Below are 24,125 nucleotides of genomic sequence, written 5' to 3' on the forward strand. Positions count from 1 at the left end.
TATGATACGCGCCCCATTTCCTGCCCCGACCGTCCGAGAACGCCCCATGCAGCTTTCCTCGCTCACCGCGGTTTCCCCCGTCGATGGCCGCTACGCCGGCAAAACCAGCGCTCTGCGCCCGATCTTCAGTGAATACGGCCTGATCCGTTTCCGCGTACAGGTCGAGGTCCGCTGGCTGCAACGCCTGGCCGCCCACTCCGGCGTCGCCGAAGTCGCGCCTTTCTCGGCCGAAGCCAACGCGCTGCTCGATCGACTGGCCGAGGATTTCCAGCTCGAACACGCCGAGCGCATCAAGGAAATCGAACGCACCACCAATCACGACGTCAAGGCCGTGGAGTACCTGCTCAAGGAGCAGGCGGCGAAGCTGCCGGAACTGGCCAAGGTCAGCGAATTCATCCACTTCGCCTGCACCAGCGAGGACATCAACAACCTGTCCCACGCCCTGATGCTCCGCGAAGGCCGCGACACCGTGCTGCTGCCGCTGATGCGCCAGGTCGCCGAGTCGATCCGCGAGCTGGCGGTGAAGTTCGCCGATGTGCCGATGCTTTCGCGCACCCACGGCCAGCCGGCCTCGCCGACCACCCTCGGCAAGGAGCTGGCCAACGTCGTCTATCGCCTGGAGCGCCAGATCGCCCAGGTCGCCGGCGTACCGCTGCTGGGCAAGATCAATGGCGCGGTGGGCAACTACAACGCACACCTGTCGGCCTATCCGTCCATCGACTGGGAAGCCAATGCCCGGGAGTTCATCGAGCAGGATCTCGGCTTGCAGTGGAACCCGTACACGACGCAGATCGAGCCGCACGACTACATCGCCGAGCTGTTCGACGCCACCGCGCGCTTCAACACCATCCTCATCGACTTCGATCGCGACATCTGGGGCTACATCTCCCTAGGTTACTTCAAGCAGCGCACCATCGCCGGCGAGATCGGTTCCTCGACCATGCCGCACAAGGTCAATCCGATCGACTTCGAGAACTCCGAAGGCAACCTCGGCATCGCCAACGCGCTGCTCCAGCACCTGGCCAGCAAGCTGCCGGTGTCCCGCTGGCAGCGCGACCTGACCGACTCCACCGTGCTGCGCAACCTCGGTGTCGGCTTCGCCCATAGCGTGATTGCCTACGAGGCAAGCCTCAAGGGAATCAGCAAGTTGGAGCTCAACGCTCAGAAGATTGCTGAAGACCTGGACGCCTGCTGGGAAGTCCTCGCCGAGCCGATCCAGACCGTCATGCGCCGCTACGCCATCGAGAATCCCTACGAGAAGCTCAAGGAGCTGACCCGCGGCAAGGGCATCAGCCCGGAGGCGCTGCAGACTTTCATCGACGGGCTGGAGATGCCGGAAGACGCCAAGGCCGAGCTGCGCAACCTCACGCCAGCTACCTACATTGGCAATGCCGTGGCCCAGGCCAAGCGCATCTGACCCGCCTCACTTTTCTGCACGCCCGGCAGTGCCGGGCGTTTTTATTTGCATAGGCAAACGCATGACTTCCGATCTTCCCCTGCAAATCCTCGGCGGCATCAGCGCGCGTGAGTTCCTCCGTGACTACTGGCAAAAGAAGCCGCTGCTGATCCGTCAGGCCATTCCCAACTTCGAAAGCCCGCTGTCCCCGGACGAGCTGGCCGGCCTGGCTCTGGAAGAGCAGGTCGAGTCGCGGATGGTCATCGAGCACGGCGAGCGCCCCTGGGAATTGCGCCGCGGCCCGTTCGCCGAGGACGCCTTCCAGAATCTGCCCGAGCGTGACTGGACGCTGCTGGTGCAGGCCGTCGACCAGTTCGTTCCGGAAGTCGCCGAGCTGCGCGAACACTTTCACTTCCTGCCGAGCTGGCGCATCGACGATGTGATGATCAGCTATGCCGCGCCCGGCGGCGGCGTGGGACCGCATTTCGACAACTACGACGTGTTCCTGCTGCAGGCCCATGGTCAGCGTCGCTGGAAGATCGGGCAGATGTGCGACAGCGACAGCCCGATGCTCGACCATGCCGACCTGCGCATCCTGGCCGGCTTCGACGAGACCGACGACTGGGTTCTGGAACCCGGCGATATGCTCTACCTGCCCCCGCGGCTGGCGCATTTCGGCACCGCGGTGGATGAGTGCATGACCTATTCCGTGGGTTTCCGCGCCCCCAGCGCTGCCGAGGTGCTGACCCACTTCACCGATTTCCTCGCCCAGTTCCTCCCGGACGAAGACCGTTACGGCGACGCCGACATCGCGCCGGTCAGCGACCCGCACCAGATCCAGATGGACGCCTTGCAGCGCCTTAAATCGCTGCTGGACGAGCACATGGGCGACGAGCGCCTCCTGCTCACCTGGTTCGGCCAGTTCATGACCGAGCCGCGTTATCCGGAACTCGTCGCCGGCGAAGAGTTCTCCGAGCGCGATTTCCTCAAGGCTCTTCAGGATGGCGCGGTGCTGATCCGCAACCCCAGTGCGCGCATGGCCTGGAGTCAGGTCGATATCGGCCTGCTGCTGTTCGCCAGCGGGCAGAGCCGCCTGTTGCCCGAACACCTGCTGGAGCTGCTGAAGCTGGTCTGCGCCTGCGACGCGCTGCATCAGGAAAACCTTGCGCAATGGCTTGCCGAGGACGACGGGCGTAATCTCCTGTGGGAGTTGGTCAAACAGGGAAGTCTGGAGTTTGCCGATGAGTAGCATCCACGTTCGTGTCGCCGACTGGCAGAAGGAAAATGCCGAGCTAAGACGTATCCGCGAAAGCGTGTTCATCGCAGAACAGGCGGTGCCGCCGGAGCTGGAATGGGATTCGGACGACGCGAGCGCCGTGCACTTCCTCGCCTTGGAGGGCGACTTCCCGATAGGCACCGCGCGCCTGCTGTCCAACGGCCACATCGGCCGGGTGTCGGTGCTGCGCGACTGGCGCGGGCTGAAGGTCGGTGATGCGCTGATGCGCGCCGTACTGACCGAGGCCGAGCGTCTCGGTCTGGCCGAGCAAACGCTCAGTGCACAGGTCCATGCCGCGCCGTTCTATGAGCGCCTGGGCTTCGAGATCGTCAGCAGCGAATACCTCGAAGCCGGCATTCCCCACGTCGACATGGTGCGCCGCAGTCACTGAGGATTCGCATGAACGATGCCCCGGAATTGCCTGACGAGCCGAGCGACCTGCCCGCTATCGAGTTCCAGTCGCCGGGACGTTTCGATGTGCACAATCCTCTTCCCGATCTCCCCGAGGCGGAGCGCTGGGAAGCGGCGCCCTTCACGCTCAACCAGACCACCGAACTGCAGGCGTTCCGCACGGCGGACGAGGCCCGTCGCCATGCCACCGCCCTTCTGCAGCAGGCGCGCCGCGCCCTGTGCCTGTACAGCAGTGACCTCGAGCCCTGGCTGTACAACCACAGCAGCATCCAGGAAGCCTGCACACGCTTCCTGCTGGCTCATCCACGGAACCACTTGCGCATCCTCCTGCGTGATTCCAGCCGCGCCGTGAAGGAAGGCCATCGCCTGTTGAACCTTAGCCGGCGCCTGTCGAGCAACTGTCAGATACGCAAGCTGCATCCCGACTACCCCAACGAAGAGTGCGCCTTCCTCATCGCCGACGACTGCGGGCTGTTGCTGCGTCCCGAGCTCGATCAATACGCAGGTCACGTCCGTTATCGCGATGTCGCCCAGGTGCGACTGCGCCAGGCGCAGTTCGACCAGGCATGGAACACCAGCACACTCGATCCCGATCTGCGGAGTTTTCTGCTATGACGCCTCGCACCCTCCTCGTCGCCCTGCTGCTCGCCGCTGCCGTGCCCGCGCAGGCCGCCACCGAGATCATCCAGCTGAACTTCCGCACCGCCGAGGACGTGCTGCCCACCGCGCGTTCGGTGCTCGGCCAGGAGGGTAAGGTGAGTGCTTACGGCAACCAGTTGGTCGTCAACGCGCCGCCGGAGAAGATTCAGGAGTTGCGCGGGTTGCTCGATCAGCTGGATACCCAGCCGCGTCGACTGCTGATCAGCGTCGACACCCAGGAAGCCAGTTCGCGCGATGACCGGGGTTACCGTGTGGACGGTTCCGCCAGCGCCGGTGGCGTATCCGTCGAGAGCGGGCGTGGTGAAGTGAATGGCCGAGACCAGGTTCGGATTATCCGCCACAGTACGGAAAGCCGCGGCGACGGTGTGCAACAGGTGCAGGCAACCGAAGGCTATCCGGCGCTGATCCAGGTCGGCCAGAGCGTGCCCCTGACAACGACGAGCACCGGTCCCTACGGGCAGGTGTATCAGGACACCCAGTACCGCAACGTCACCCAGGGTTTTTACGTCACTGCCAGCCTGACGGGCGATACCGTGCACCTGAACATCAGCAGCAACCGGGATCGCCTCTCGCAGCGCCAACCCGGTGCCATCGACATCCAGAGCACCGACACCCGCATCAGCGGACGGCTCGGCGAATGGCTGCCGCTGGGTGGCGTGACTCAGGGCAGCCAGGCCGATCAGCGTGGTTTCGTGCAGCGTTATTCGACCCAGGGGCAGGACGACATGACCCTTCGGGTGAAGGTCGAGGCGCTCGACTGATCAGTCATCTTCAGCCTCATCAGACTTTTGTAGTAGCTTTGAAAAAACACTACAAAATCGTTTGACGAACGTTTTTGCCAGGGGCATGATGGCCTCGCTCCCGCTAGCCAGGGGCCTCGAAAGAGGTCTCCCGGAGCGTGCTCAGACCAACCAGTCGAGCCGTTCCGTGTCTGCGCCGCCCACAAGGCAGTTTGACGAGGTTGCGACTGGAACGAAGTCGTCCTGAGGGACGGGGAAGCGCTTAGCGTTACAACGAGATGGACTGCATGCTTCTGTCGGCGAACCGCCCGATCGGCTCGTTCAAACCCGCCAGAACGCCGCCCGCCCCGCTCGTTCCCCTCCTCAGCAGCAACCTCGCCCTAGTCGATCCCTCGACGCAGTAGCCCGAGCACCCGAACCCATTGACTTCAGCACCCAGGTTTCGAGTGGCAGCGCTCAGCGCTTACCCATTCTCTACTTCGAAAGGATCGACCATGTCCGCTTATCAAAACGACATCAAGGCCGTCGCCGCTCTCAAAGAAAAGGCAGGCAGCAGCTGGAGCGCCATCAACCCCGAATTCGTCGCCCGCATGCGCACCCAGAACCGCTTCAAGACTGGTCTGGACATCGCCAAGTACACCGCCGCGATCATGCGCAAGGACATGGAGGAGTACGACGCTGACTCCTCCGTCTACACCCAGTCGCTGGGCTGCTGGCATGGCTTCATCGGTCAGCAGAAGCTGATTTCGATCAAGAAGCACCTCAAGACCACCAACAAGCGTTACCTCTACCTGTCCGGCTGGATGGTTGCCGCGCTGCGTTCCGAGTTCGGCCCGCTGCCCGACCAGTCCATGCACGAGAAAACCTCGGTAGCTGCGCTGATCGAAGAGCTGTACACCTTCCTGCGCCAGGCCGACGCCCGCGAACTCGACCTGCTGTTCACCGCACTGGACGCCGCCCGCGCTGCCGATGACAACGCCAAGGCCAGCGAAATCCAGTCGCAGATCGACAACTACGAGACCCACGTAGTACCCATCATCGCCGACATCGACGCCGGCTTCGGCAACCCGGAAGCCACCTATCTGCTGGCCAAGAAGATGATCGAAGCGGGTGCCTGCTGCATCCAGATCGAAAACCAGGTCTCGGACGAGAAGCAGTGTGGTCACCAGGACGGCAAAGTGACCGTTCCCCATGCCGACTTCCTGGCCAAGATCAACGCGGTTCGCTACGCCTTCCTCGAGCTGGGCGTGGACGACGGCGTGATCGTAGCGCGTACCGACTCGCTGGGTGCCGGCCTGACCAAGCAGATCGCCGTGACCAACGAGCCGGGCGACCTGGGCGACCTGTACAACTCGTTCCTCGACTGCGAGGAAATCAGCGCCAACGAGCTGGGCAATGGCGATGTGGTCATCAAGCGCGAAGGCAAGCTGCTGCGTCCCAAGCGCCTGCCGAGCAACCTCTTCCAGTTCCGCAAAGGCACCGGCGAAGACCGTTGCGTGCTGGACTGCATCACCTCGCTGCAAAACGGCGCCGACCTGCTGTGGATCGAAACCGAGAAGCCGCACGTGGGCCAGATTGCCGCGATGGTCAACCGCATCCGTGAAGTGATCCCGAACGCCAAGCTGGTCTACAACAACAGCCCGTCGTTCAACTGGACGCTGAACTTCCGCCAGCAGGTGTTCGACACCTTCGTCGCGGAAGGCAAGGATGTGTCGGCGTACGATCGCGCCAAGCTGATGAGCGTCGAGTACGACGAAACCGAGCTGGCCAAGATCGCCGACGAGAAGATCCGCACCTTCCAGCGCGACGCCGCTGCTGAGGCCGGTATCTTCCACCACCTGATCACCCTGCCGACCTACCACACCGCTGCGCTGTCCACCGACAACCTGGCGAAAGGGTACTTCGCGGACCAGGGCATGCTGGCCTACGTCAAAGGCGTTCAACGTCAGGAAATCCGCCAAGGTATCGCCTGCGTGAAGCACCAGAACATGGCCGGTTCCGACATGGGCGACGCCCACAAGGAATACTTTGCCGGCGAAGCCGCACTCAAGGCAGGCGGCAAGGACAACACGATGAATCAGTTCCACTGACGATCGGCTGATCCGCAGGAAATAAAGGCGCCCCGGGCTTCAATCCGGGGCGTTTTTTTTGTCCCATTTTTATAGCGCTGCGGCATAATGCCCCACAGCGCCAAGCCCATGCGAGGCGTCCGGTCTAGCGTTTCCTTTAATAAGAATTCCTATCAACAAGCGGCAACAGAACGGATTGTTCGATATTTAATTCCTAGAAAAATTTACTTGAGCCCGGACAAGCGCATAAAATCTCGCTCCAAGTCGGAAGACTGAACCTGTGCAAATAATTCAAAAGCCGTCCCAACGAGGAGTCCGGCATGCCTGATGCAGTTTCTACGATGCCTCATAACTGGGCATTTGCCATTTTCTTCCTGGGCGTCTTCGGCCTTTGTGCCTTCATGCTCGGTGTCTCCAGCCTCCTGGGCAGCAAAGCTTTCGGTCACAGCAAGAACGAGCCCTTCGAAGCGGGCGTCGTTCCCACCGGCAATGCGCGCCTGCGCTTGTCGGCAAAATTCTATCTGGTCGCGATGCTCTTCGTGATCTTCGACGTTGAAGCCCTCTTTCTCTTCGCCTGGTCGGTGTCCGTTCGCGAAAGCGGCTGGGCCGGTCTCATAGAAGCTACCGTTTTCATAGCAATTCTGTTGGCAGGTCTTGTCTACCTTTGGCGGATCGGTGCGCTCGATTGGGCTCCCGAAAGCCGTCGCAAGCGGCAGGCGAAGCTAAAACAATGAGGCTTTGGCGATGCAATACAAACTTACTCGGATCGATCCGGATGCGGTCAATGACCAGTATCCAATCGGCCAGCGGGAGACCGTAACCGACCCTGTCGAAGACCAGGTTCATCGCAATATCTACATGGGCAAGCTCGAGGACGTGCTGAATGGCGCGGTCAACTGGGGTCGCAAGAACTCCCTGTGGCCGTACAACTTCGGTTTGTCCTGCTGCTATGTGGAGATGACCACGGCTTTCACCGCCCCCCATGACATCGCCCGATTCGGTGCCGAAGTAATTCGGGCATCACCGCGCCAGGCCGACTTCATGGTCATTGCCGGTACCTGCTTCATCAAGATGGCGCCAGTTATCCAGCGTCTCTATGAGCAGATGCTCGAGCCCAAGTGGGTCATTTCCATGGGCTCCTGCGCCAATTCCGGCGGTATGTACGATATCTACTCGGTCGTTCAGGGGGTGGACAAGTTCCTTCCCGTGGACGTCTACATACCCGGCTGCCCGCCCCGTCCCGAAGCATTCCTGCAAGGCCTGATGTTGCTGCAGGAATCCATCGGCGAGGAGCGCCGCCCGTTGTCCTGGGTCGTCGGCGATCAAGGCGTTTACCGCGCCGAGATGCCTTCGCAAAAGGAACAGCGCCGCGAACAGCGTATCCAGGTCACCAACCTGCGCAGCCCCGACGACGTGTGAATCCGCGCTTTCCCGCGAAAGCGCACCTTCATACCTGACGTTGACCGATAGCGATCGAGACCATGACTGCAGACAGCGCTCTGTACATCCCGCCTTACAAGGCTGACGACCAAGATATCGTCGTCGAACTGAATGCGCGCTTCGGCGCCGACACCTTCACCGTGCAATCCACCCGCACCGGCATGCCGGTTCTCTGGGTGGCGCGCGAACGGCTGATCGACGTACTGACTTTCCTCCGCCAGGCGAGCAAGCCGTACGTGATGCTGTACGACCTGCATGGCATGGACGAACGCCTGCGGACCCACCGCCGTGGCTTGCCGGGCGCCGACTTCAGCGTGTTCTATCACCTGATGTCGCTGGAACGTAACAGCGACATCATGATCAAGGTCGCGCTGTCGGAGAGCGATCTCAGCCTGCCCACCGCCACCGGTATCTGGCCGAACGCCAACTGGTACGAGCGCGAGGTGTGGGATCTCTACGGGATCACCTTCCGCGGCCATCCGCATCTGACCCGCCTGCTGATGCCGCCCACCTGGCAAGGCCACCCGCTGCGCAAGGACTATCCGGCGCGCGCCACCGAGTTCGACCCCTACAGCCTGTCCGTCGCCAAGCAGGATCTGGAGCAGGAAGCGCTGCGCTTCAAGCCCGAGGACTGGGGCATGAAGACTCACGGCGAGAACGAGGACTACATGTTCCTCAACCTCGGCCCGAACCACCCTTCTGCCCACGGTGCGTTCCGCATCATCCTGCAACTGGACGGTGAAGAGATCATCGACTGCGTGCCGGAAATCGGCTATCACCACCGCGGCGCGGAAAAGATGGCCGAGCGCCAGTCGTGGCACAGTTTCATTCCCTACACCGACCGCATCGACTACCTGGGCGGGGTGATGAACAACCTCCCCTACGTGCTCTCGGTGGAGAAGCTCGCCGGAATCAAGGTGCCGCAACGGGTCGACGTCATCCGCATCATGATGGCCGAGTTCTTCCGCATCCTTAACCACCTGCTGTACCTGGGCACCTACATCCAGGACGTGGGCGCGATGACTCCGGTGTTCTTCACCTTTACCGACCGCCAGCGCGCCTACAAGGTGGTGGAAGCTATCACCGGGTTCCGCCTGCACCCGGCCTGGTACCGCATCGGCGGGGTCGCCCACGATCTGCCGCGCGGCTGGGACAAGCTGGTCCAGGAGTTCCTCGACTGGATGCCCAAGCGCCTCGACGAGTACGAGAAGGCCGCGCTTCGCAACAGCATCCTGAGGGGGCGCACCATCGGTGTCGCTGCCTACAACACCAAGGAAGCCCTCGAGTGGGGCGTCACCGGTGCCGGCCTACGTGCCACGGGCTGCGATTTCGACCTGCGCAAGACGCGCCCCTACTCGGGCTACGAAAACTTCGAGTTCGAAGTGCCGCTGGCCGCCAATGGCGATGCCTACGACCGCTGCATGGTCAAGATGGGCGAGATGCGCGAAAGCCTGCGCATCATCCAGCAGTGCCTGAAGAACATGCCGGAAGGCCCGTACAAGGCCGACCACCCGCTGACCACGCCGCCGCCTAAAGAGCGCACGCTGCAGCACATCGAAACCCTGATCACCCACTTCCTGCAGGTTTCCTGGGGCCCGGTCATGCCGGCCAACGAAGCCTTCCAGATGATCGAGGCGACCAAGGGCATCAACAGTTACTACCTGACGAGCGACGGCAGCACCATGAGCTACCGCACGCGCATCCGGACGCCGAGCTTCGCCCACCTTCAGCAGATTCCCTCGGTGATCCGCGGGAGCATGGTGGCTGACCTGATCGCGTATCTGGGCAGCATCGATTTCGTCATGGCCGACGTGGACCGCTGATATGACTACCACGACCCTCATCCAGTCTGACCGCTTCGTACTCAGCGAAGCCGAACGTTCTGCCATCGAGCATGAACTGCATCATTACGAAGACTCGCGCGCCGCTTCCATCGAAGCGCTGAAGATCGTCCAGAAGCAGCGAGGCTGGGTGCCCGACGGCGCGATTCCGGCGATCGCCGAGATCCTCGGCATTCCCGGGAGCGATGTAGAAGGCGTCGCCACCTTCTATAGCCAGATATTCCGCCAGCCGGTCGGGCGCCACGTGATCCGCGTCTGCGACAGCATGACCTGCTTCGTCGGCGGCCATGAAAGCGTGGTGCAGAGCATTTCCCGCCAACTGGGCATCGCCCTGGGTGAAACCACGCCGGACGGTCGCTTCACGCTGCTGCCCGTCTGCTGCCTGGGCAATTGCGACAAGGCTCCCGCGCTGATGATCGACGACGACACCTTTGGCGGCGTGCAGGCTGACGGCGTCGGCACCCTGCTGGAGAGCTACCCATGAAGAAGCTCACCTCGTTCGGCCCGGCCAACCTGATCGCCCGCAGCGCGGAAACCCATCCACTGACCTGGCGCCTGCGCGATGACGGCGAGCCTGTCTGGCTCGACGAATACCAGCGCAAGGATGGCTACAGCGCTGCGCGCAAGGCCCTCGCCGAAATGGCGCAGGCCGACATCGTGCAGACGGTCAAGGATTCCGGCCTCAAGGGGCGCGGCGGCGCCGGCTTCCCCACCGGCGTGAAGTGGGGGCTGATGCCCGCCGATGAATCCATGAACATCCGCTACCTGCTGTGCAACGCGGATGAGATGGAACCCAACACCTGGAAAGACCGCATGCTCATGGAGCAGCTGCCGCACCTGCTGGTGGAAGGCATGCTGATCAGTGCACGCGCGCTCAAGGCCTACCGCGGTTACATCTTCCTGCGCGGCGAGTACGTCGACGCGGCCGTCAACCTGAATCGCGCCATCGACGAAGCCAAGGCCGCCGGCCTGCTGGGCAAGAACATTCTCGGCAGCGGCTTCGACTTCGAACTGTTCGTCCACACCGGCGCCGGCCGCTACATCTGCGGCGAAGAAACCGCGCTGATCAACTCGCTCGAAGGCCGCCGCGCCAACCCGCGCTCCAAGCCGCCTTTCCCCGCCGCCGTTGGCGTCTGGGGCAAGCCGACCTGCGTGAACAACGTCGAGACGCTGTGCAACGTGCCGTCGATCATCGGCAATGGCGTCGACTGGTACAAATCCCTGGCCCGCGAAGGCAGCGAGGACATGGGAACCAAGCTGATGGGCTTCTCCGGCAAGGTGAAGAACCCCGGCCTCTGGGAACTGCCGTTCGGCATCACCGCACGGGAACTGTTCGAGGACTACGCCGGCGGCATGCGCGACGGCTACACGCTGAAAGCCTGGCAGCCCGGCGGCGCCGGGACCGGCTTCCTGCTGCCGGAGCACCTGGATGCGCAGATGTACGCCGCCGGTATCGGCAAGGTTGGCACCCGCATGGGTACCGGCCTGGCGCTGGCCATCGACGACAGCATCAACATGGTCTCCCTGCTGCGCAACATGGAAGAGTTCTTCGCCCGCGAATCCTGCGGCTGGTGTACCCCGTGCCGTGACGGGCTACCGTGGAGCGTGAAGATCCTGCGCGCGCTGGAACGCAAGCAGGGCACTTCGGAAGACATCGCCACGCTGCTCGGTCTGGTCAATTTCCTCGGCCCCGGCAAGACCTTCTGCGCGCATGCGCCAGGAGCCGTGGAGCCGCTGGGCAGCGCGATCAAGTATTTCCGCGAGGAGTTCGAAGCCGGCGTGGTGCGCGCACCGCAGGAGCCGAAACCTTCGGCGGTGGAGACGCTGCAGTAACGAAACCGATGATGAGTGTCGTGTAGCGGTGGACAGGACGTTGGCAGTCGCCATTTCCCCAGCCGCCCTGCACGGCAGCAAAGAATTCCATTAGCCAAACCCGCTTCGGCGGGTAAAGAAGAAAACCTAGCCATGGCCACTATCCACGTAGACGGCAAAGACTTCGAAGTCGATGGAGCGGACAACCTCTTGCAGGCCTGTCTGTCCCTTGGCCTCGATATCCCCTATTTCTGCTGGCATCCCGCGCTCGGTAGCGTCGGTGCCTGCCGCCAGTGCGCGGTGAAGCAGTACAGCGACGAAAACGACAAGCGCGGACGCATCGTCATGTCGTGCATGACACCCGCCACCGACAACACCTGGATCTCCATCGACGACGATGAATCCAAGGCGTTTCGCGCCAGCGTCGTCGAGTGGCTGATGACCAACCACCCGCACGACTGCCCGGTCTGCGAGGAAGGTGGTCACTGCCACCTGCAGGACATGACGGTGATGACCGGCCACAACCAGCGCCGTTATCGCTTCAGCAAGCGCACCCACCAGAACCAGGAACTCGGCCCGTTCATTGGTCACGAGATGAACCGCTGCATCGCCTGCTACCGCTGCGTGCGTTACTACAAGGACTACGCCGGCGGCACCGACCTGGGCGTCTATGGCGCGCATGACAACGTGTACTTCGGTCGCGTCGAAGACGGCGTTCTGGAAAGCGAGTTTTCCGGCAACCTGGTCGAGGTCTGCCCGACCGGCGTGTTCACCGACAAGACCCACTCCGAGCGCTATAACCGCAAGTGGGACATGCAGTTCTCGCCGAGCATCTGCCACGGTTGCTCGAGTGGCTGCAACACCAGCCCCGGTGAGCGCTACGGCGAAATCCGCCGCATCGAGAACCGCTTCAACGGCTCGGTGAACCAGTATTTCCTCTGCGACCGCGGACGCTTCGGCTATGGCTACGTCAATCGCGACGATCGCCCCCGCCAGCCGTTGCTGGAAAGCGGCGCCACCCTGGGCATCGACGCCGCGCTGGACAAGGCCGCCGAACTGCTCAAAGGCAAACGCGTGATCGGCATCGGTTCGCCACGCGCCAGCCTGGAAGGCAACTTCGCCCTGCGCGAACTGGTCGGCGCGGATAACTTCTATTCCGGCATCGCCGCCGGCGAGCTGGAAAACATCCGCCTGATTCGCGACATCCTGCAGAACGGCCCGCTGCCGGTTCCGTCGATACGCGAGATCGAGGAACACGACGCCGTGTTCGTTCTCGGCGAGGACCTGACGCAGACCGCCGCCCGCGTTGCCCTGGCGCTGCGCCAGTCGGTGAAAGGCAAGGCCACGGAAATCGCCGCCTCGATGAAAATCCAGGATTGGCACATGGCGGCGGTGCAGAACGTCGCACAGCACGCGCTCAACCCGCTGTTTATCGCCAGCGTCTCCGCCACCCGTCTCGATGACGTGGCCGAGGAATGCGTACATGCCGCGCCGGACGACCTGGCTCGCCTGGGCTTCGCCGTCGCCCACGCGCTGGACGCCAGCGCGCCGGCGGTGGAAGGTCTCGACAGCGAGGCCGGCGAACTGGTGCAGCGCATCGCCGACGCACTGCTCGCTGCCAAGCGTCCGCTGATCGTCTCCGGCGCCTCCCTGGGCAGCAAGGCACTGATCGAAGCCGCCGGCAACCTCGCCAATGCCCTGAAGAATCGCGGCAAGAACGCCTCCATCAGCCTGGTCGTTCCGGAAGCCAACAGCATGGGCCTGGCCCTGCTCGGCGGCGAGTCGCTGGATGTGGCGCTCGACGCCCTGACGGGTGGCCAGGCGAACGCCGTGCTGGTTCTGGAGAACGACCTGTACCGCCGCGCCGAGGCCGCCAAGGTCGACGCCGCGCTGGCGGCTGGCGAGGTCGTGATCGTCGCCGACCACCAGGCGACCGACACGCTGGTGAAGGCCGATCTGGTCCTGCCGGTCGCCAGTTTCGCCGAAGGCGACGGCACCCTGGTCAGCCAGGAAGGTCGCGCCCAGCGCTTCTTCCAAGTCTACGATCCCGCCTACTACGACTCCAACGTGCTGATCCGCGAAGGCTGGCGCTGGTTGCATGCGCTGCACAGCACGCTGCAGGGCAAGGCCGTCGACTGGACTCAGCTGGACGAAGTCACCGCCGCCTGTGCCGGCAGCAACGTTCAACTGGCCGGCATCGTCGACGCCGCGCCGAGCGCCTCGTTCCGTATCAAGGGGCTCAAGCTGGCGCGCGAACCGCACCGCTACAGCGGCCGTACCGCCATGCGCGCCAACATCAACGTCAGCGAGCCCCGCGCTCCGCAGGACGTCGATACGGCCTTCGCCTTCTCCATGGAGGGCTACTCGGGCAGCGCGGAAAACCGTCAGCAGATCCCCTTCGCCTGGTCGCCGGGCTGGAACTCGCCGCAAGCCTGGAACAAGTTCCAGGACGAAGTCGGCGGTCACCTGCGTGCAGGGGACCCAGGCGTGCGCCTGATCGAGGCCAAGGGTGAAAGTCTGCCGTGGTTCAGGGTCGGCTCGGCATTCAATCCGGCGCCGGGCACCTGGCAGGCGGTTCCGCTGCATCACCTGTTCGGCAGCGAGGAGAACTCCTCGCGCTCCGCACCGATCCAGGCGCGCATTCCCCAGCCTTACGTCGCCTTGGCGAAGGCCGAAGCCGACCGCCTGGGCGTCAATGACGGCGCTCTGCTCAGTCTGAGCGTCAACGGCCAGGCCCTGCGTCTGCCGCTGCAGGTTCGCGAAGAGCTGGCGATCGGTGTCGTCGGGCTGCCAACCGGCCTGCCGGGCATTCCGCCCTTCGCCGCTGGGGCCGAAGTCACCCTTCTGCAGGAGGCCGCGCAATGAGCTGGCTGACTCCCGAAGTGGTCGACACCCTCATCGCCGTGCTCAAGGCCATCGTCATTTTGCTGGCGGTGGTCGTAAGTGGCGCGCTACTGAGCTTCGTCGAGCGGCGCTTGCTCGGTCTCTGGCAGGACCGTTACGGGCCGAACCGCGTGGGCCCGTTCGGCGCCTTCCAGCTCGGTGCCGATATGGTCAAGATGTTCTTCAAGGAGGACTGGACGCCGCCGTTCGCCGACAAGTTCATCTTCACCCTGGCTCCCGTGGTGGCGATGAGTGCGCTTCTGCTGGCCTTTGCGGTCGTTCCGGTCACGCCGACCTGGGGCGTGGCCGATCTGAACATCGGCCTTCTGTTCTTCTTCGCCATGGCTGGCCTGACCGTGTATGCGGTGCTCTTCGCCGGCTGGTCGAGCAACAACAAGTTCGCCCTGCTCGGCAGCCTGCGCGCCTCGGCGCAGACGGTCTCCTACGAAGTCTTCATGGGCCTCGCGCTGATGGGCATCGTCGCCCAGGTCGGCTCGTTCAACATGCGCGACATCGTCGAGTATCAGCACCAGAACCTGTGGTTCATCATTCCGCAGTTCTTCGGTTTCTGTACGTTCTTCATCGCCGGCGTCGCGGTGACCCACCGTCACCCGTTCGATCAGCCGGAAGCCGAGCAGGAACTGGCCGACGGCTACCACATCGAATATGCCGGGATGAAATGGGGCATGTTCTTCGTCGGCGAGTACATCGGCATCGTTCTGGTCTCGGCACTGCTGGTGACGCTGTTCTTCGGCGGCTGGCACGGTCCGTTCCTGGAGACGCTGCCCTGGCTGTCGTTCATCTACTTCGCCCTAAAAACCGGCTTCTTCATCATGCTTTTCATCCTGCTGCGCGCCGCCATTCCCCGGCCGCGCTATGACCAGGTGATGGCTTTCAGCTGGAAGTTCTGCCTGCCGCTGACCCTTTTCAACCTGCTGGTGACCGGCGCTTTGGTGCTGGCCGCGGCCCAGTAAGGAGAAGAATGTGAGATATATCCTCGACGTGCTGCATGGCACCTGGACCCAGTTGCGCAGCCTGGTGATGGTCTTCGGCCACACCTTCCGCAAGCGTGACACCCTGCAATACCCCGAAGAAGCGGTTTACCTCCCACCGCGCTACCGCGGCCGGATCGTGCTGACCCGCGATCCCGATGGCGAGGAACGCTGCGTGGCCTGCAACCTGTGTGCGGTGGCCTGCCCGGTTGGCTGCATTTCCCTGCAGAAGACCGAGGCCGAGGACGGCCGCTGGTATCCGGAATTCTTCCGCATCAACTTCTCGCGCTGCATTTTCTGTGGCCTGTGCGAAGAGGCCTGCCCGACCACCGCGATCCAGCTCACGCCCGATTTCGAGATGGGCGAGTACAAGCGCCAGGACCTGGTATACGAAAAGGAAGACCTGCTGATTTCCGGCCCCGGCAAGTACCCGGACTACAACTTCTACCGTGTCGCCGGGATGGCCATCGCCGGCAAGCCGAAAGGCGCCGCGCAGAACGAAGCCGAGCCGATCAACGTGAAAGGCCTGCTGCCATGAAGCGTCTTTCCGTCATCGCGTCCCCTTCCCTCATGTCGTCCGCAGGCCTGTCTGGCCGGACGCCGTGGGCGGCCGTGCCGAGGAGTTTTTAAACATGGAATTCGCTTTTTACCTGTCCGCGGGAGCCGCCGTCGTGGCGACCCTGCGGGTGATCACCAACAGCAACCCGGTGCACGCGCTGCTGTATCTGGTGGTGTCGCTGCTCGCCGTGGCGCTGTGCTTCTTCGCCCTCGGCGCGCCGTTCGCCGGCGCGCTGGAAATCATCGTCTATGCCGGCGCCATCATGGTGCTGTTCGTCTTCGTGGTGATGATGCTCAACCTCGGCCCGGCGGGTGAGGCCCAGGAGCGAGTCTGGCTGAAACCCGGTATGTGGGTCGGCCCGTCGCTGCTCGCCGGCGTACTGCTGCTGCAACTGCTCTGGGCGCTGTTCAAACAGCCGAGCAATGCACCGCTGGGGCTCGCCACCGTCGATGCGAAAGCCGTCGGTATCAGCCTGTTCGGTCCCTACCTGCTGGTGGTGGAGCTGGCCTCGATGCTGCTGCTGGCCGCGCTGGTCGCCGCCTACCACCTCGGCCGCCAGGAGGCGAAGGAGTAACGCCATGCAAGCCATTCCCCTCGAACACGGCCTGGCCGTCGCCGGCATTCTGTTCTGCCTCGGTCTCACCGGCCTGATGGTGCGGCGCAACATTCTGTTCGTGCTGATGAGCCTGGAAATCATGATGAACGCCGCCGCTCTGGCGTTCATCGTCGCCGGTAGCCGCTGGCAACAGGCCGATGGCCAGGTGATGTTCATTCTGGTGATCACCCTGGCAGCCGCCGAAGCCTCCATTGGCCTGGCGATCCTGCTGCAGCTCTATCGCCGCTTCCATACCCTCGATGTCGACGCTGCCAGCGAGATGCGCGGATGAACCTACTATTCCTCACCTTCGTCTTCCCGCTGGTCGGCTTCCTGCTGCTGTCGTTCTCCCGCGGTCGCTTCTCGGAGAACCTGTCGGCACTGATCGGCGTGGGTTCCGTCGGCCTCTCGGCGCTCACTAGCGCCTGGGTCATCCTGCAGTTCCACACCAACCCGCCCGCTGATGGCGCGTTCAACCAGTTGCTCTGGCAGTGGATGAGCGTCGACGGCTTCGCACCGAACTTCGCCCTGCATCTGGATGGCCTGTCGGTGACCATGCTTGGCGTGGTGACCGGCGTCGGCTTCCTGATCCACCTGTTCGCGTCCTGGTACATGCGCGGCGAGAACGGCTATTCCCGCTTTTTCGCCTACACCAACCTGTTCATCGCCAGCATGCTGTTCCTGGTTCTCGGCGATAACCTGCTGTTCCTCTACTTCGGCTGGGAAGGCGTGGGGCTGTGCAGTTATCTGCTGATCGGCTTCTATTACAGCGAACGCAAGAACGGCAACGCGGCGCTCAAGGCGTTCATCGTCACCCGCATCGGTGACGTGTTCCTCGCCTTCGGCCTGTTCATTCTGGTGATCCAGCTGGGCACCCTGAACATTCAGGAACTGTTGGTGCTGGCGCCGCAGAAGTTCTCCGTCGGTGATCCGTGGATCGTCATGGCGACCCTGGCGCTGCTCGGGGGAGCGGTCGGCAAGTCCGCTCAGCTGCCGCTGCAGACCTGGCTGGCCGATGCGATGGCTGGCCCGACCCCGGTTTCGGCACTGATCCACGCGGCGACCATGGTCACCGCCGGCGTCTACCTCATCGCACGTACCAACGGCCTGTTCCTGCTGGCACCGGAAGTTCTCCATCTGGTCGGTGTCATCGGCGCAGTGACCCTGGTGCTGGCCGGTTTCGCCGCTCTGGTTCAGACCGACATCAAGCGCATCCTCGCCTACTCGACCATGAGCCAGCTGGGCTACATGTTCCTCGCGCTGGGCGTCGGTGCCTGGGATGCGGCGATCTTCCACCTGATGACCCACGCGTTCTTCAAGGCCTTGCTGTTCCTCGCCTCCGGTGCGGTGATCGTTGCCTGCCACCACGAGCAGAACATCTTCAACATGGGCGGGCTGTGGAAGAAGCTGCCGCTGGCCTATGCCAGCTTCATCGTCGGTGGTTCGGCGCTGGCCGCCCTGCCGCTGGTAACCGCGGGCTTCTACTCGAAGGACGAGATTCTCTGGGAAGCCTTCGCCAGCGGCCATCAATGGCTGCTCTATGCAGGCCTGGCCGGCGCCTTCCTCACCTCGATCTATACTTTCCGGCTGATCTTCATCGCCTTCCATGGCGAAGCGAAGACCCAGGCGCACGCCGGCCACGGCGTTTCCCACTGGCTGCCGCTGGGCACGCTGATCGTGCTGTCCACCTTCATCGGCGCGTTGATCACGCCGCCGCTGGCCGGTGTGCTTCCGGAAAGCGCCGGCCATGCCGGCGGCGACGCCAAGCACAGTCTGGAGATCGCCTCCGGAGCCATCGCCATCGCCGGTATCCTGCTCGCCGCACTGCTGTTCCTGGGCAAACGCCGCCTGGTCGGCGTGATCGCCGCCAGCGCCCCCGGCCGTTTCCTTGGCGCCTGGTGGTATGCCGCCTGGGGCTTCGACTGGCTTTACGACAAGCTCTTCGTGCAACCCTACCTCCTGCTGTCCCGCCTGCTCGCGCGCGACCCGATCGATTCGGGCATCGGCCTCGTGCCGCGCCTGGCGCGGGGTGGCAACGGGTTGATGAGCCGCACCGAAAACGGCCAGCTGCGCTGGTATGCCCTCTCCATCGTTGGCGGAGCCGTGCTGTTGCTCGGCGTCGTTCTGCTCTGAAATTGCGCAAGGAATCGAACCCGTCATGATTCTGCCTTGGCTAATCCTGATTCCCTTCATCGGCGGCTTCCTGTGTCTGGTAGCCGAGCGTTACAGCAATACGCTGCCGCGCTGGATCGCCATGCTCACCATGTCCCTGGAGCTCATCCTGAGCCTGTGGCTGTGGCACACCGGAAACTTCCAGCTGGCTCCCGCCCCGGGCGCCGATCCGACCTGGACCATGGAGTTCAAGCACGTCTGGATCCAGCGCTTCGGCATCAACCTGCACCTGGCGCTGGACGGCCTGTCGCTGCTGATGATCCTGCTCACCGGCCTGCTGGGCATTCTTTCCGTGCTCTGCTCGTGGAACGAGATCCAGCGCCATGTCGGCTTCTTCCACCTGAACCTGATGTGGATTCTCGGCGGCGTGGTCGGCGTGTTCCTCGCGCTCGACCTGTTCCTGTTCTTCTTCTTCTGGGAAATGATGCTGGTGCCGATGTATTTCCTCATCGCGCTCTGGGGTCATAGCGCCAGCGACGGGAAGATGTCGCGGATCAACGCGGCGACCAAGTTCTTCATCTTCACCCAGGCCAGCGGCCTGATCATGCTGGTGGCGATCCTTGGCCTGGTGCTGGTCAACTACGACAACACCGGCGTGATTACCTTCGACTACAGCCAGTTGCTCAAGGCTGACCTGGCGCCGGGCACCGAGTACATCCTGATGCTCGGGTTCTTCATCGCTTTCGCGGTGAAGCTGCCCGTCGTACCGCTGCACTCCTGGCTGCCTGACGCCCACGCCCAGGCACCCACGGCGGGCTCCGTCGACCTCGCCGGCATTCTGTTGAAGACCGCGGCCTATGGCCTGCTGCGCTTCGCCCTGCCGCTGTTCCCCAACGCCTCGGCCGAGTTCGCGCCGATCGCGATGACCCTGGGCCTGATCGGCATCTTCTACGGTGCCATCCTGTCGTTCGCGCAGACCGACATCAAACGCCTCGTCGCCTATTCCAGCGTGTCGCACATGGGCTTCGTGCTGATCGGCATCTACTCCGGCAGCCAGCAAGCGCTGCAGGGTGTGGTCGTGCAGATGCTCGCCCACGGTCTTTCCGCGGCGGCGCTGTTCATCCTCTGCGGCCAGCTCTACGAGCGCCTGCATACCCGCGACATGCGCCAGATGGGCGGGCTCTGGGCCAGGGTCCCGTACCTGCCGGCGCTGAGCCTGTTCTTCGCCTCGGCATCGCTGGGGCTTCCGGGAACAGGCAACTTCGTCGGTGAGTTCCTGATCCTGGTCGGCGCCTTCGCCAGCCAGCCGATCATCGTGGTCATCGCCACGTTCGGCCTGGTGTTCGCCTCGGTCTATTCGCTGATCATGATCCACCGCGCCTACTTCGGGCCGGCCAGGGCCGACAGCGTGCTGGCCGGCATGAACGGCCGTGAAATGGGCATGGTGCTCAGCCTGGCCGTACTGCTGATCCTGCTCGGCGTTTACCCGCAACCGGTGCTGGACGTCTCGTCCGCCAGCATGCAGGGCGTCCAGCAATGGCTGGGTGCCGCCCTTTCCCAACTCGTCTTGGCCCGGTAGCCGTTATGGAAAGTCACGCCTTGGAACTCACTTCGCAACACTTCATCGCCCTGCTACCGCTGTTGGTGACTTGCGCCACCATCGTCGTGGTGATGCTGGGCATTGCCTGGAAGCGCAATCACAGCCTGACCTTCGTACTGTCGGTGGTCGGCCTCAACCTCGCGCTGCTGTCGATCATCCCGGCACTGCGCGTGGCGCCGCTGCAGGTCACCGGGCTGATTCAGGTCGACGCGTTCGCCTGCTTCTACATGGCCCTGATCCTGATCTCCGCGCTGGCCTGCACGACGCTCGCGCATGCCTATCTCGGCGAGAAGACCGGCCCCGGCTATCCGGGCAACCGTGAGGAGCTGTACCTGCTGATGCTGTTGTCCGCCGCTGGCGGCCTGGTATTGGTCAGTACGCAGCACCTCGCCGGACTGTTCATCGGTCTGGAGCTGCTCTCGGTGCCGGTCTACGGCATGGTCGCCTACGCCTTCTTCAACAAGCGTTCGCTGGAAGCCGGCATCAAGTACATGGTGCTGTCGGCCGCTGGCTCGGCGTTCCTGCTGTTCGGCATGGCGCTGCTATACGCGCAATCCGGCAGCCTGAGCTTCCAGGGCATCGGCCAGTCGTTGGCCGCAGGCGCTGCGCAGCTTCCGTTGGTGCAGATCGGCGTCGGCATGATGCTCATCGGGCTGGCCTTCAAGCTGTCGCTGGTCCCGTTCCACCTGTGGACGCCGGACGTCTATGAAGGCGCCCCTGCCCCGGTCGCGGCCTATCTGGCGACCGCCAGCAAGGTCGCGGTGTTCGCCGTGCTGCTGCGCCTCTACCAGATATCTCCGGCAACCGCGGGCGGCTGGCTGAACGACGGACTGACGATGATCGCCATCGCCTCGATCCTCATCGGCAACCTCCTGGCACTGCTGCAATCGAACCTCAAGCGCCTGCTCGGCTACTCGTCCATCGCCCACTTCGGCTATCTGCTGGTGGCGCTGATTGCCAGCAAGGGCGTCGCCGTCGAAGCCATCGGCGTGTACCTGGCGACCTACACCGTCACCAGCATCGGCGCTTTCGGAGTGATCACGCTGATGTCGAGCCCGTTCCAGGGTCGCGATGCCGACGCCCTGTACGAATACCGCGGCCTGTTCTGGCGCCGCCCGTACCTGACCGCGGTGATGACCGTGATGATGCTGTCGCTGGCGGGTATCCCGCTCACGGCGGGTTTCATCGGCAAGTTCTACGTCATCGCCGTGGGTGTCGAAGCCAAGCTCTGGTGGCAACTGGCAGCGCTGGTCATCGGCAGCGGCATCGGCGTCTATTACTACCTGCGGGTGATGGTCACGCTGTTCATGATCCAGCCGAACCTGCGTCGCCACGATGCGCCCTTCAACTGGGGCCAGCGCGCCGGCGGCATCATGCTGGTGCTGATCGCGGCATTGGCATTCGTCCTCGGCGTTTATCCGCAGCCGCTGCTGGAGCTGGTCCAGGGCGCCGGACTCTGACCTGGAAGCCAAAGAAAGAGCCGCATCAGCGGCTCTTTTCGTTTCTGCAATCTGCAATCGATAAAAAGGGCCGCAAATGCGGCCCTCTGCATATCGGCAACGCGACTCATCCCAGGTGATGGACCTCCGCGCGCTTGAACACCTCGGTATCCAGCCCCTCGTAACGCGCCTTGAGTTGCAGGGCGAGGTACAGGGAATAGTGGCGTGACTGGTGCAGGTTGCCACCGTGGAACCAGAGGTTGTCCTGCCGGGTTGGCTTCCACATGTTGCGTAGTTCACCCTCGTAGGGGCCGGGGTCCTTGCCGGTGCCCGAGCCCAGGCCCCAGCAGCGCCCGACCCGGTCGGCAACTTCCTGGGAAATCAGCTGTGCGGCCCAGCCGTTCATCGAGCCGTAGCCGGTGGCGTAGACGATCAGGTCCGCCGGCAGGCGCGTGCCGTCGTTGAGCAGCACGGCATCCTCCTCGATACGTTCTACACCCAGGCCCGGCGCGCTCTTCAGCTTGATGGTTCCATTGGCGATCAGTTCGCAGGCGCCCACGTCGATGTAGTAGCCCGAGCCACGGCGGACGTACTTCATGAACAGCCCGGAGTCGTCGTCGCCGAAGTCGAGCATGAAACCGGCAGCGGCCAGGCGCTCGTAGAACGCCTTGTCGCGCTCGCGCACCTGGTCGAAGACCTTGCGGTGAAACTCCGGCATCACCTTGTACGGGATGGAAGCGAACAGCATGTCGGCCTTGTCGATGGTCAGGCCCTGCTCCAGCGCGTCCTCCGAATACAGCGGCCCGAACACCAACTCCATCAGCGATTCCGAGCGCACGATGTGCGTCGAGGAGCGCTGCACCATGGTCACTTCGGCGCCGTTCTCTACCAGGTCTGCGCAAATGTCGTGTGCCGAGTTGTTGGCGCCGATCACCACGGCCTTCTTGCCTCGCCAGGCATCGCCCCCCGGATGCCGGCTGGAATGGTGCTGCTGCCCCGCGAAACGCTCGGCGCCTGGATACCGCGGGATGTTCGGCACGCCGGACATCCCGGTGGCCAGGATCAGCTGGGTCGGCTGCAGGGTGATGGGCGTCCCGTCACGGCACACCTCCACCGTCCAGCGGCCGACGTCTTCGTCGTAACTCGCCTTCACGCACTCGGTTTTCGTCCAGTAGTTGAGCTCCATGACCTTGCTGTACATCTCCAGCCAGTCGCCGATCTGGTCCTTTGGCGTGAACACGGGCCAATGCTCGGGAAACGGCAGATACGGCAGATGGTCGTACCAGACCGGGTCGTGCAGGCATAGCGACTTGTAACGCCCGCGCCACTGATCGCCGGGGCGCTCGGCCTTGTCGACGATCAGCGTTGGCACACCCAGACGCTTGAGGCGCGCGGCCAGGCCGAGCCCGCCCTGGCCGCCGCCGATGATCAGGCAATACGGCTGCTCGGTGATTCCCAGACTGGCCTCCTCGTCGCGTCGCCGTTCCGCCCAGTTGCGGCCATCGGCATGGCCATGACCGTGCTGCGCGCCGAGCGGCCGGCGGCGCCCGCTCGGCTCCTCGAAACCCTTCAGTTCGCGCATTGCGGTGAGCAGCGTCCAGCAGCGACCGTCCTTCAGACGCACATAGCCCTTGCCGCGCGCTACCTCGGTTTCCAGCGATATCCAGCCTTCCAGCACGCCATCGGCCTGGCTCGCTTCGCCTTCGAGGCGCCAGTGGTCCGGCGCGGTGCGCGCCAGGCATTCCTCGAGCATTTCGCGAATCGCGGCCTTGCCCTCCAGGGTCACGAGGTTCCAGGAGAACAGCACGAGGTCGCGCCAGTGGCAATCGTCGGCGAACAGCTCCAGCGCACCGTCGATGTCGCGTGCGGCCAGGCGCGCGGCCAGTGTTTCGATCCAGGCGGCCAACTCGCGGGTGGGTGTCTGCAGGGTGATGGGATCGACAGGTACATTCATGCGAGGTTTCTCCTCCGGGGCATTCTTGTCATGCGCAGCTCCGTCCCCGGAATAGGCGGGGCCACGTTGAGGGAAAGCGCGGTGCGGCTTAGAAGAAGCCCAGCGGGTTGGTGTCGTAGCTGACCAGCAGGTTCTTGGTCTGCTGGTAGTGGTCGAGCATCATCTTGTGCGTCTCGCGGCCGACACCGGACTTCTTATAGCCACCGAACGCGGCGTGCGCCGGGTACAGGTGGTAGCAGTTGGTCCACACGCGACCGGCCTTGATCGCCCGGCCCATGCGGTAGGCGCGGTTGATGTCGCGGGTCCACAGCCCGGCACCCAGGCCGAACTCGGTGTCGTTGGCGAT

21 protein-coding genes are annotated in these 24,125 nt (G+C 63.5%); 19 read left to right on the top strand and 2 right to left on the bottom strand.

Going from position 1 to position 24,125, the window contains the following annotated elements:
* Positions 1–46 precede the first annotated feature (46 nt).
* The 19 genes from purB (at position 47) to nuoN (ending at position 21,846) form a co-directional block, all read left to right on the top strand.
* Positions 47–1,417 carry an adenylosuccinate lyase gene (gene purB / locus B2X67_RS15675; RefSeq protein ID WP_273230611.1) on the top strand — a complete coding sequence of 457 codons (1,371 nt, stop codon included), beginning with the start codon at positions 47–49 and terminating at the stop codon, positions 1,415–1,417.
* A 61-nt stretch (positions 1,418–1,478) separates the two neighbouring features.
* The gene (locus B2X67_RS15680) at positions 1,479–2,645 is read left to right on the top strand and encodes a cupin domain-containing protein (RefSeq protein WP_286786050.1); all 1,167 of its coding nucleotides are present in this window, start codon (positions 1,479–1,481) and stop codon (positions 2,643–2,645) included.
* Positions 2,638–3,063 (top strand): GNAT family N-acetyltransferase, encoded by a 426-nt coding sequence (locus B2X67_RS15685; protein ID WP_286786051.1) that lies wholly within the window; start codon positions 2,638–2,640, stop codon positions 3,061–3,063. Before B2X67_RS15680 ends, B2X67_RS15685 begins: the two co-directional genes overlap by 8 nt.
* Positions 3,064–3,071: 8 nt before the next feature.
* Entirely contained in the window at positions 3,072–3,698 is a 627-nt protein-coding gene (locus tag B2X67_RS15690; protein WP_273230605.1) for a histone acetyltransferase HPA2, read from the top strand.
* The gene (locus tag B2X67_RS15695; RefSeq protein ID WP_286786052.1) at positions 3,695–4,504 is read left to right on the top strand and encodes a secretin N-terminal domain-containing protein; all 810 of its coding nucleotides are present in this window, start codon (positions 3,695–3,697) and stop codon (positions 4,502–4,504) included. Before B2X67_RS15690 ends, B2X67_RS15695 begins: the two co-directional genes overlap by 4 nt.
* A 473-nt stretch (positions 4,505–4,977) precedes the next feature.
* A complete protein-coding gene (locus tag B2X67_RS15700) occupies positions 4,978–6,573 on the top strand; it encodes an isocitrate lyase (protein WP_273230601.1) in 1,596 nt (531 codons plus the stop codon).
* Positions 6,574–6,872: 299 nt separating this feature from the next.
* Positions 6,873–7,286 carry an NADH-quinone oxidoreductase subunit A gene (locus B2X67_RS15705; protein ID WP_090230945.1) on the top strand — a complete coding sequence of 138 codons (414 nt, stop codon included), beginning with the start codon at positions 6,873–6,875 and terminating at the stop codon, positions 7,284–7,286.
* A gap of 10 nt (positions 7,287–7,296) precedes the next feature.
* Positions 7,297–7,971, top strand: coding sequence for a NuoB/complex I 20 kDa subunit family protein (locus tag B2X67_RS15710; protein WP_286786053.1), 675 nt, complete (start codon positions 7,297–7,299; stop codon positions 7,969–7,971).
* A gap of 62 nt (positions 7,972–8,033) precedes the next feature.
* Positions 8,034–9,815 (top strand): NADH-quinone oxidoreductase subunit C/D, encoded by a 1,782-nt coding sequence (gene nuoC / locus B2X67_RS15715; RefSeq protein WP_273230598.1) that lies wholly within the window; start codon positions 8,034–8,036, stop codon positions 9,813–9,815.
* Position 9,816: 1 nt separating this feature from the next.
* Positions 9,817–10,317, top strand: a complete 501-nt coding sequence (nuoE, locus tag B2X67_RS15720) for an NADH-quinone oxidoreductase subunit NuoE (RefSeq protein ID WP_273230596.1) — start codon at positions 9,817–9,819, stop codon at positions 10,315–10,317.
* Positions 10,314–11,666, top strand: coding sequence for an NADH-quinone oxidoreductase subunit NuoF (nuoF, locus tag B2X67_RS15725; protein WP_286786054.1), 1,353 nt, complete (start codon positions 10,314–10,316; stop codon positions 11,664–11,666). Before nuoE ends, nuoF begins: the two co-directional genes overlap by 4 nt.
* A 132-nt stretch (positions 11,667–11,798) precedes the next feature.
* Positions 11,799–14,510: an NADH-quinone oxidoreductase subunit NuoG gene (gene nuoG, locus B2X67_RS15730; protein WP_286786055.1), complete on the top strand. Its 2,712-nt coding sequence runs from the start codon at positions 11,799–11,801 to the stop codon at positions 14,508–14,510.
* The gene (gene nuoH, locus B2X67_RS15735; RefSeq protein ID WP_273230593.1) at positions 14,507–15,502 is read left to right on the top strand and encodes an NADH-quinone oxidoreductase subunit NuoH; all 996 of its coding nucleotides are present in this window, start codon (positions 14,507–14,509) and stop codon (positions 15,500–15,502) included. Before nuoG ends, nuoH begins: the two co-directional genes overlap by 4 nt.
* 10 nt (positions 15,503–15,512) lie before the next feature.
* A complete protein-coding gene (nuoI, locus tag B2X67_RS15740) occupies positions 15,513–16,058 on the top strand; it encodes an NADH-quinone oxidoreductase subunit NuoI (RefSeq protein ID WP_090230952.1) in 546 nt (181 codons plus the stop codon).
* 94 nt (positions 16,059–16,152) lie between these two features.
* Entirely contained in the window at positions 16,153–16,653 is a 501-nt protein-coding gene (nuoJ, locus tag B2X67_RS15745; RefSeq protein ID WP_090230953.1) for an NADH-quinone oxidoreductase subunit J, read from the top strand.
* Between the two features lie 4 nt (positions 16,654–16,657).
* Positions 16,658–16,966 carry an NADH-quinone oxidoreductase subunit NuoK gene (gene nuoK / locus B2X67_RS15750; RefSeq protein ID WP_273230589.1) on the top strand — a complete coding sequence of 103 codons (309 nt, stop codon included), beginning with the start codon at positions 16,658–16,660 and terminating at the stop codon, positions 16,964–16,966.
* Positions 16,963–18,807, top strand: coding sequence for an NADH-quinone oxidoreductase subunit L (nuoL, locus tag B2X67_RS15755; protein ID WP_286786056.1), 1,845 nt, complete (start codon positions 16,963–16,965; stop codon positions 18,805–18,807). Before nuoK ends, nuoL begins: the two co-directional genes overlap by 4 nt.
* Before the next feature lie 25 nt (positions 18,808–18,832).
* A complete protein-coding gene (gene nuoM, locus B2X67_RS15760; protein ID WP_273230585.1) occupies positions 18,833–20,365 on the top strand; it encodes an NADH-quinone oxidoreductase subunit M in 1,533 nt (510 codons plus the stop codon).
* 20 nt (positions 20,366–20,385) lie between these two features.
* Positions 20,386–21,846, top strand: coding sequence for an NADH-quinone oxidoreductase subunit NuoN (gene nuoN / locus B2X67_RS15765; RefSeq protein WP_273230584.1), 1,461 nt, complete (start codon positions 20,386–20,388; stop codon positions 21,844–21,846).
* A 106-nt stretch (positions 21,847–21,952) separates the two neighbouring features.
* On the opposite strand, the gene B2X67_RS15770 is transcribed toward nuoN, so the two are convergent.
* Both B2X67_RS15770 and B2X67_RS15775 read right to left on the bottom strand, forming a co-directional pair.
* Positions 21,953–23,779: an NAD(P)/FAD-dependent oxidoreductase gene (locus tag B2X67_RS15770; RefSeq protein WP_286786057.1), complete on the bottom strand. Its 1,827-nt coding sequence runs from the start codon at positions 23,777–23,779 to the stop codon at positions 21,953–21,955.
* An 88-nt stretch (positions 23,780–23,867) separates the two neighbouring features.
* On the bottom strand, positions 23,868–24,125 hold a 258-nt coding region (locus B2X67_RS15775; protein WP_139210742.1), incomplete at its 5' end, for an aldehyde dehydrogenase family protein.

The organism is Pseudomonas sp. UBA3153 (genome assembly GCF_002364635.1).
Lineage (GTDB): Bacteria > Pseudomonadota > Gammaproteobacteria > Pseudomonadales > Pseudomonadaceae > Pseudomonas_O > Pseudomonas_O kuykendallii.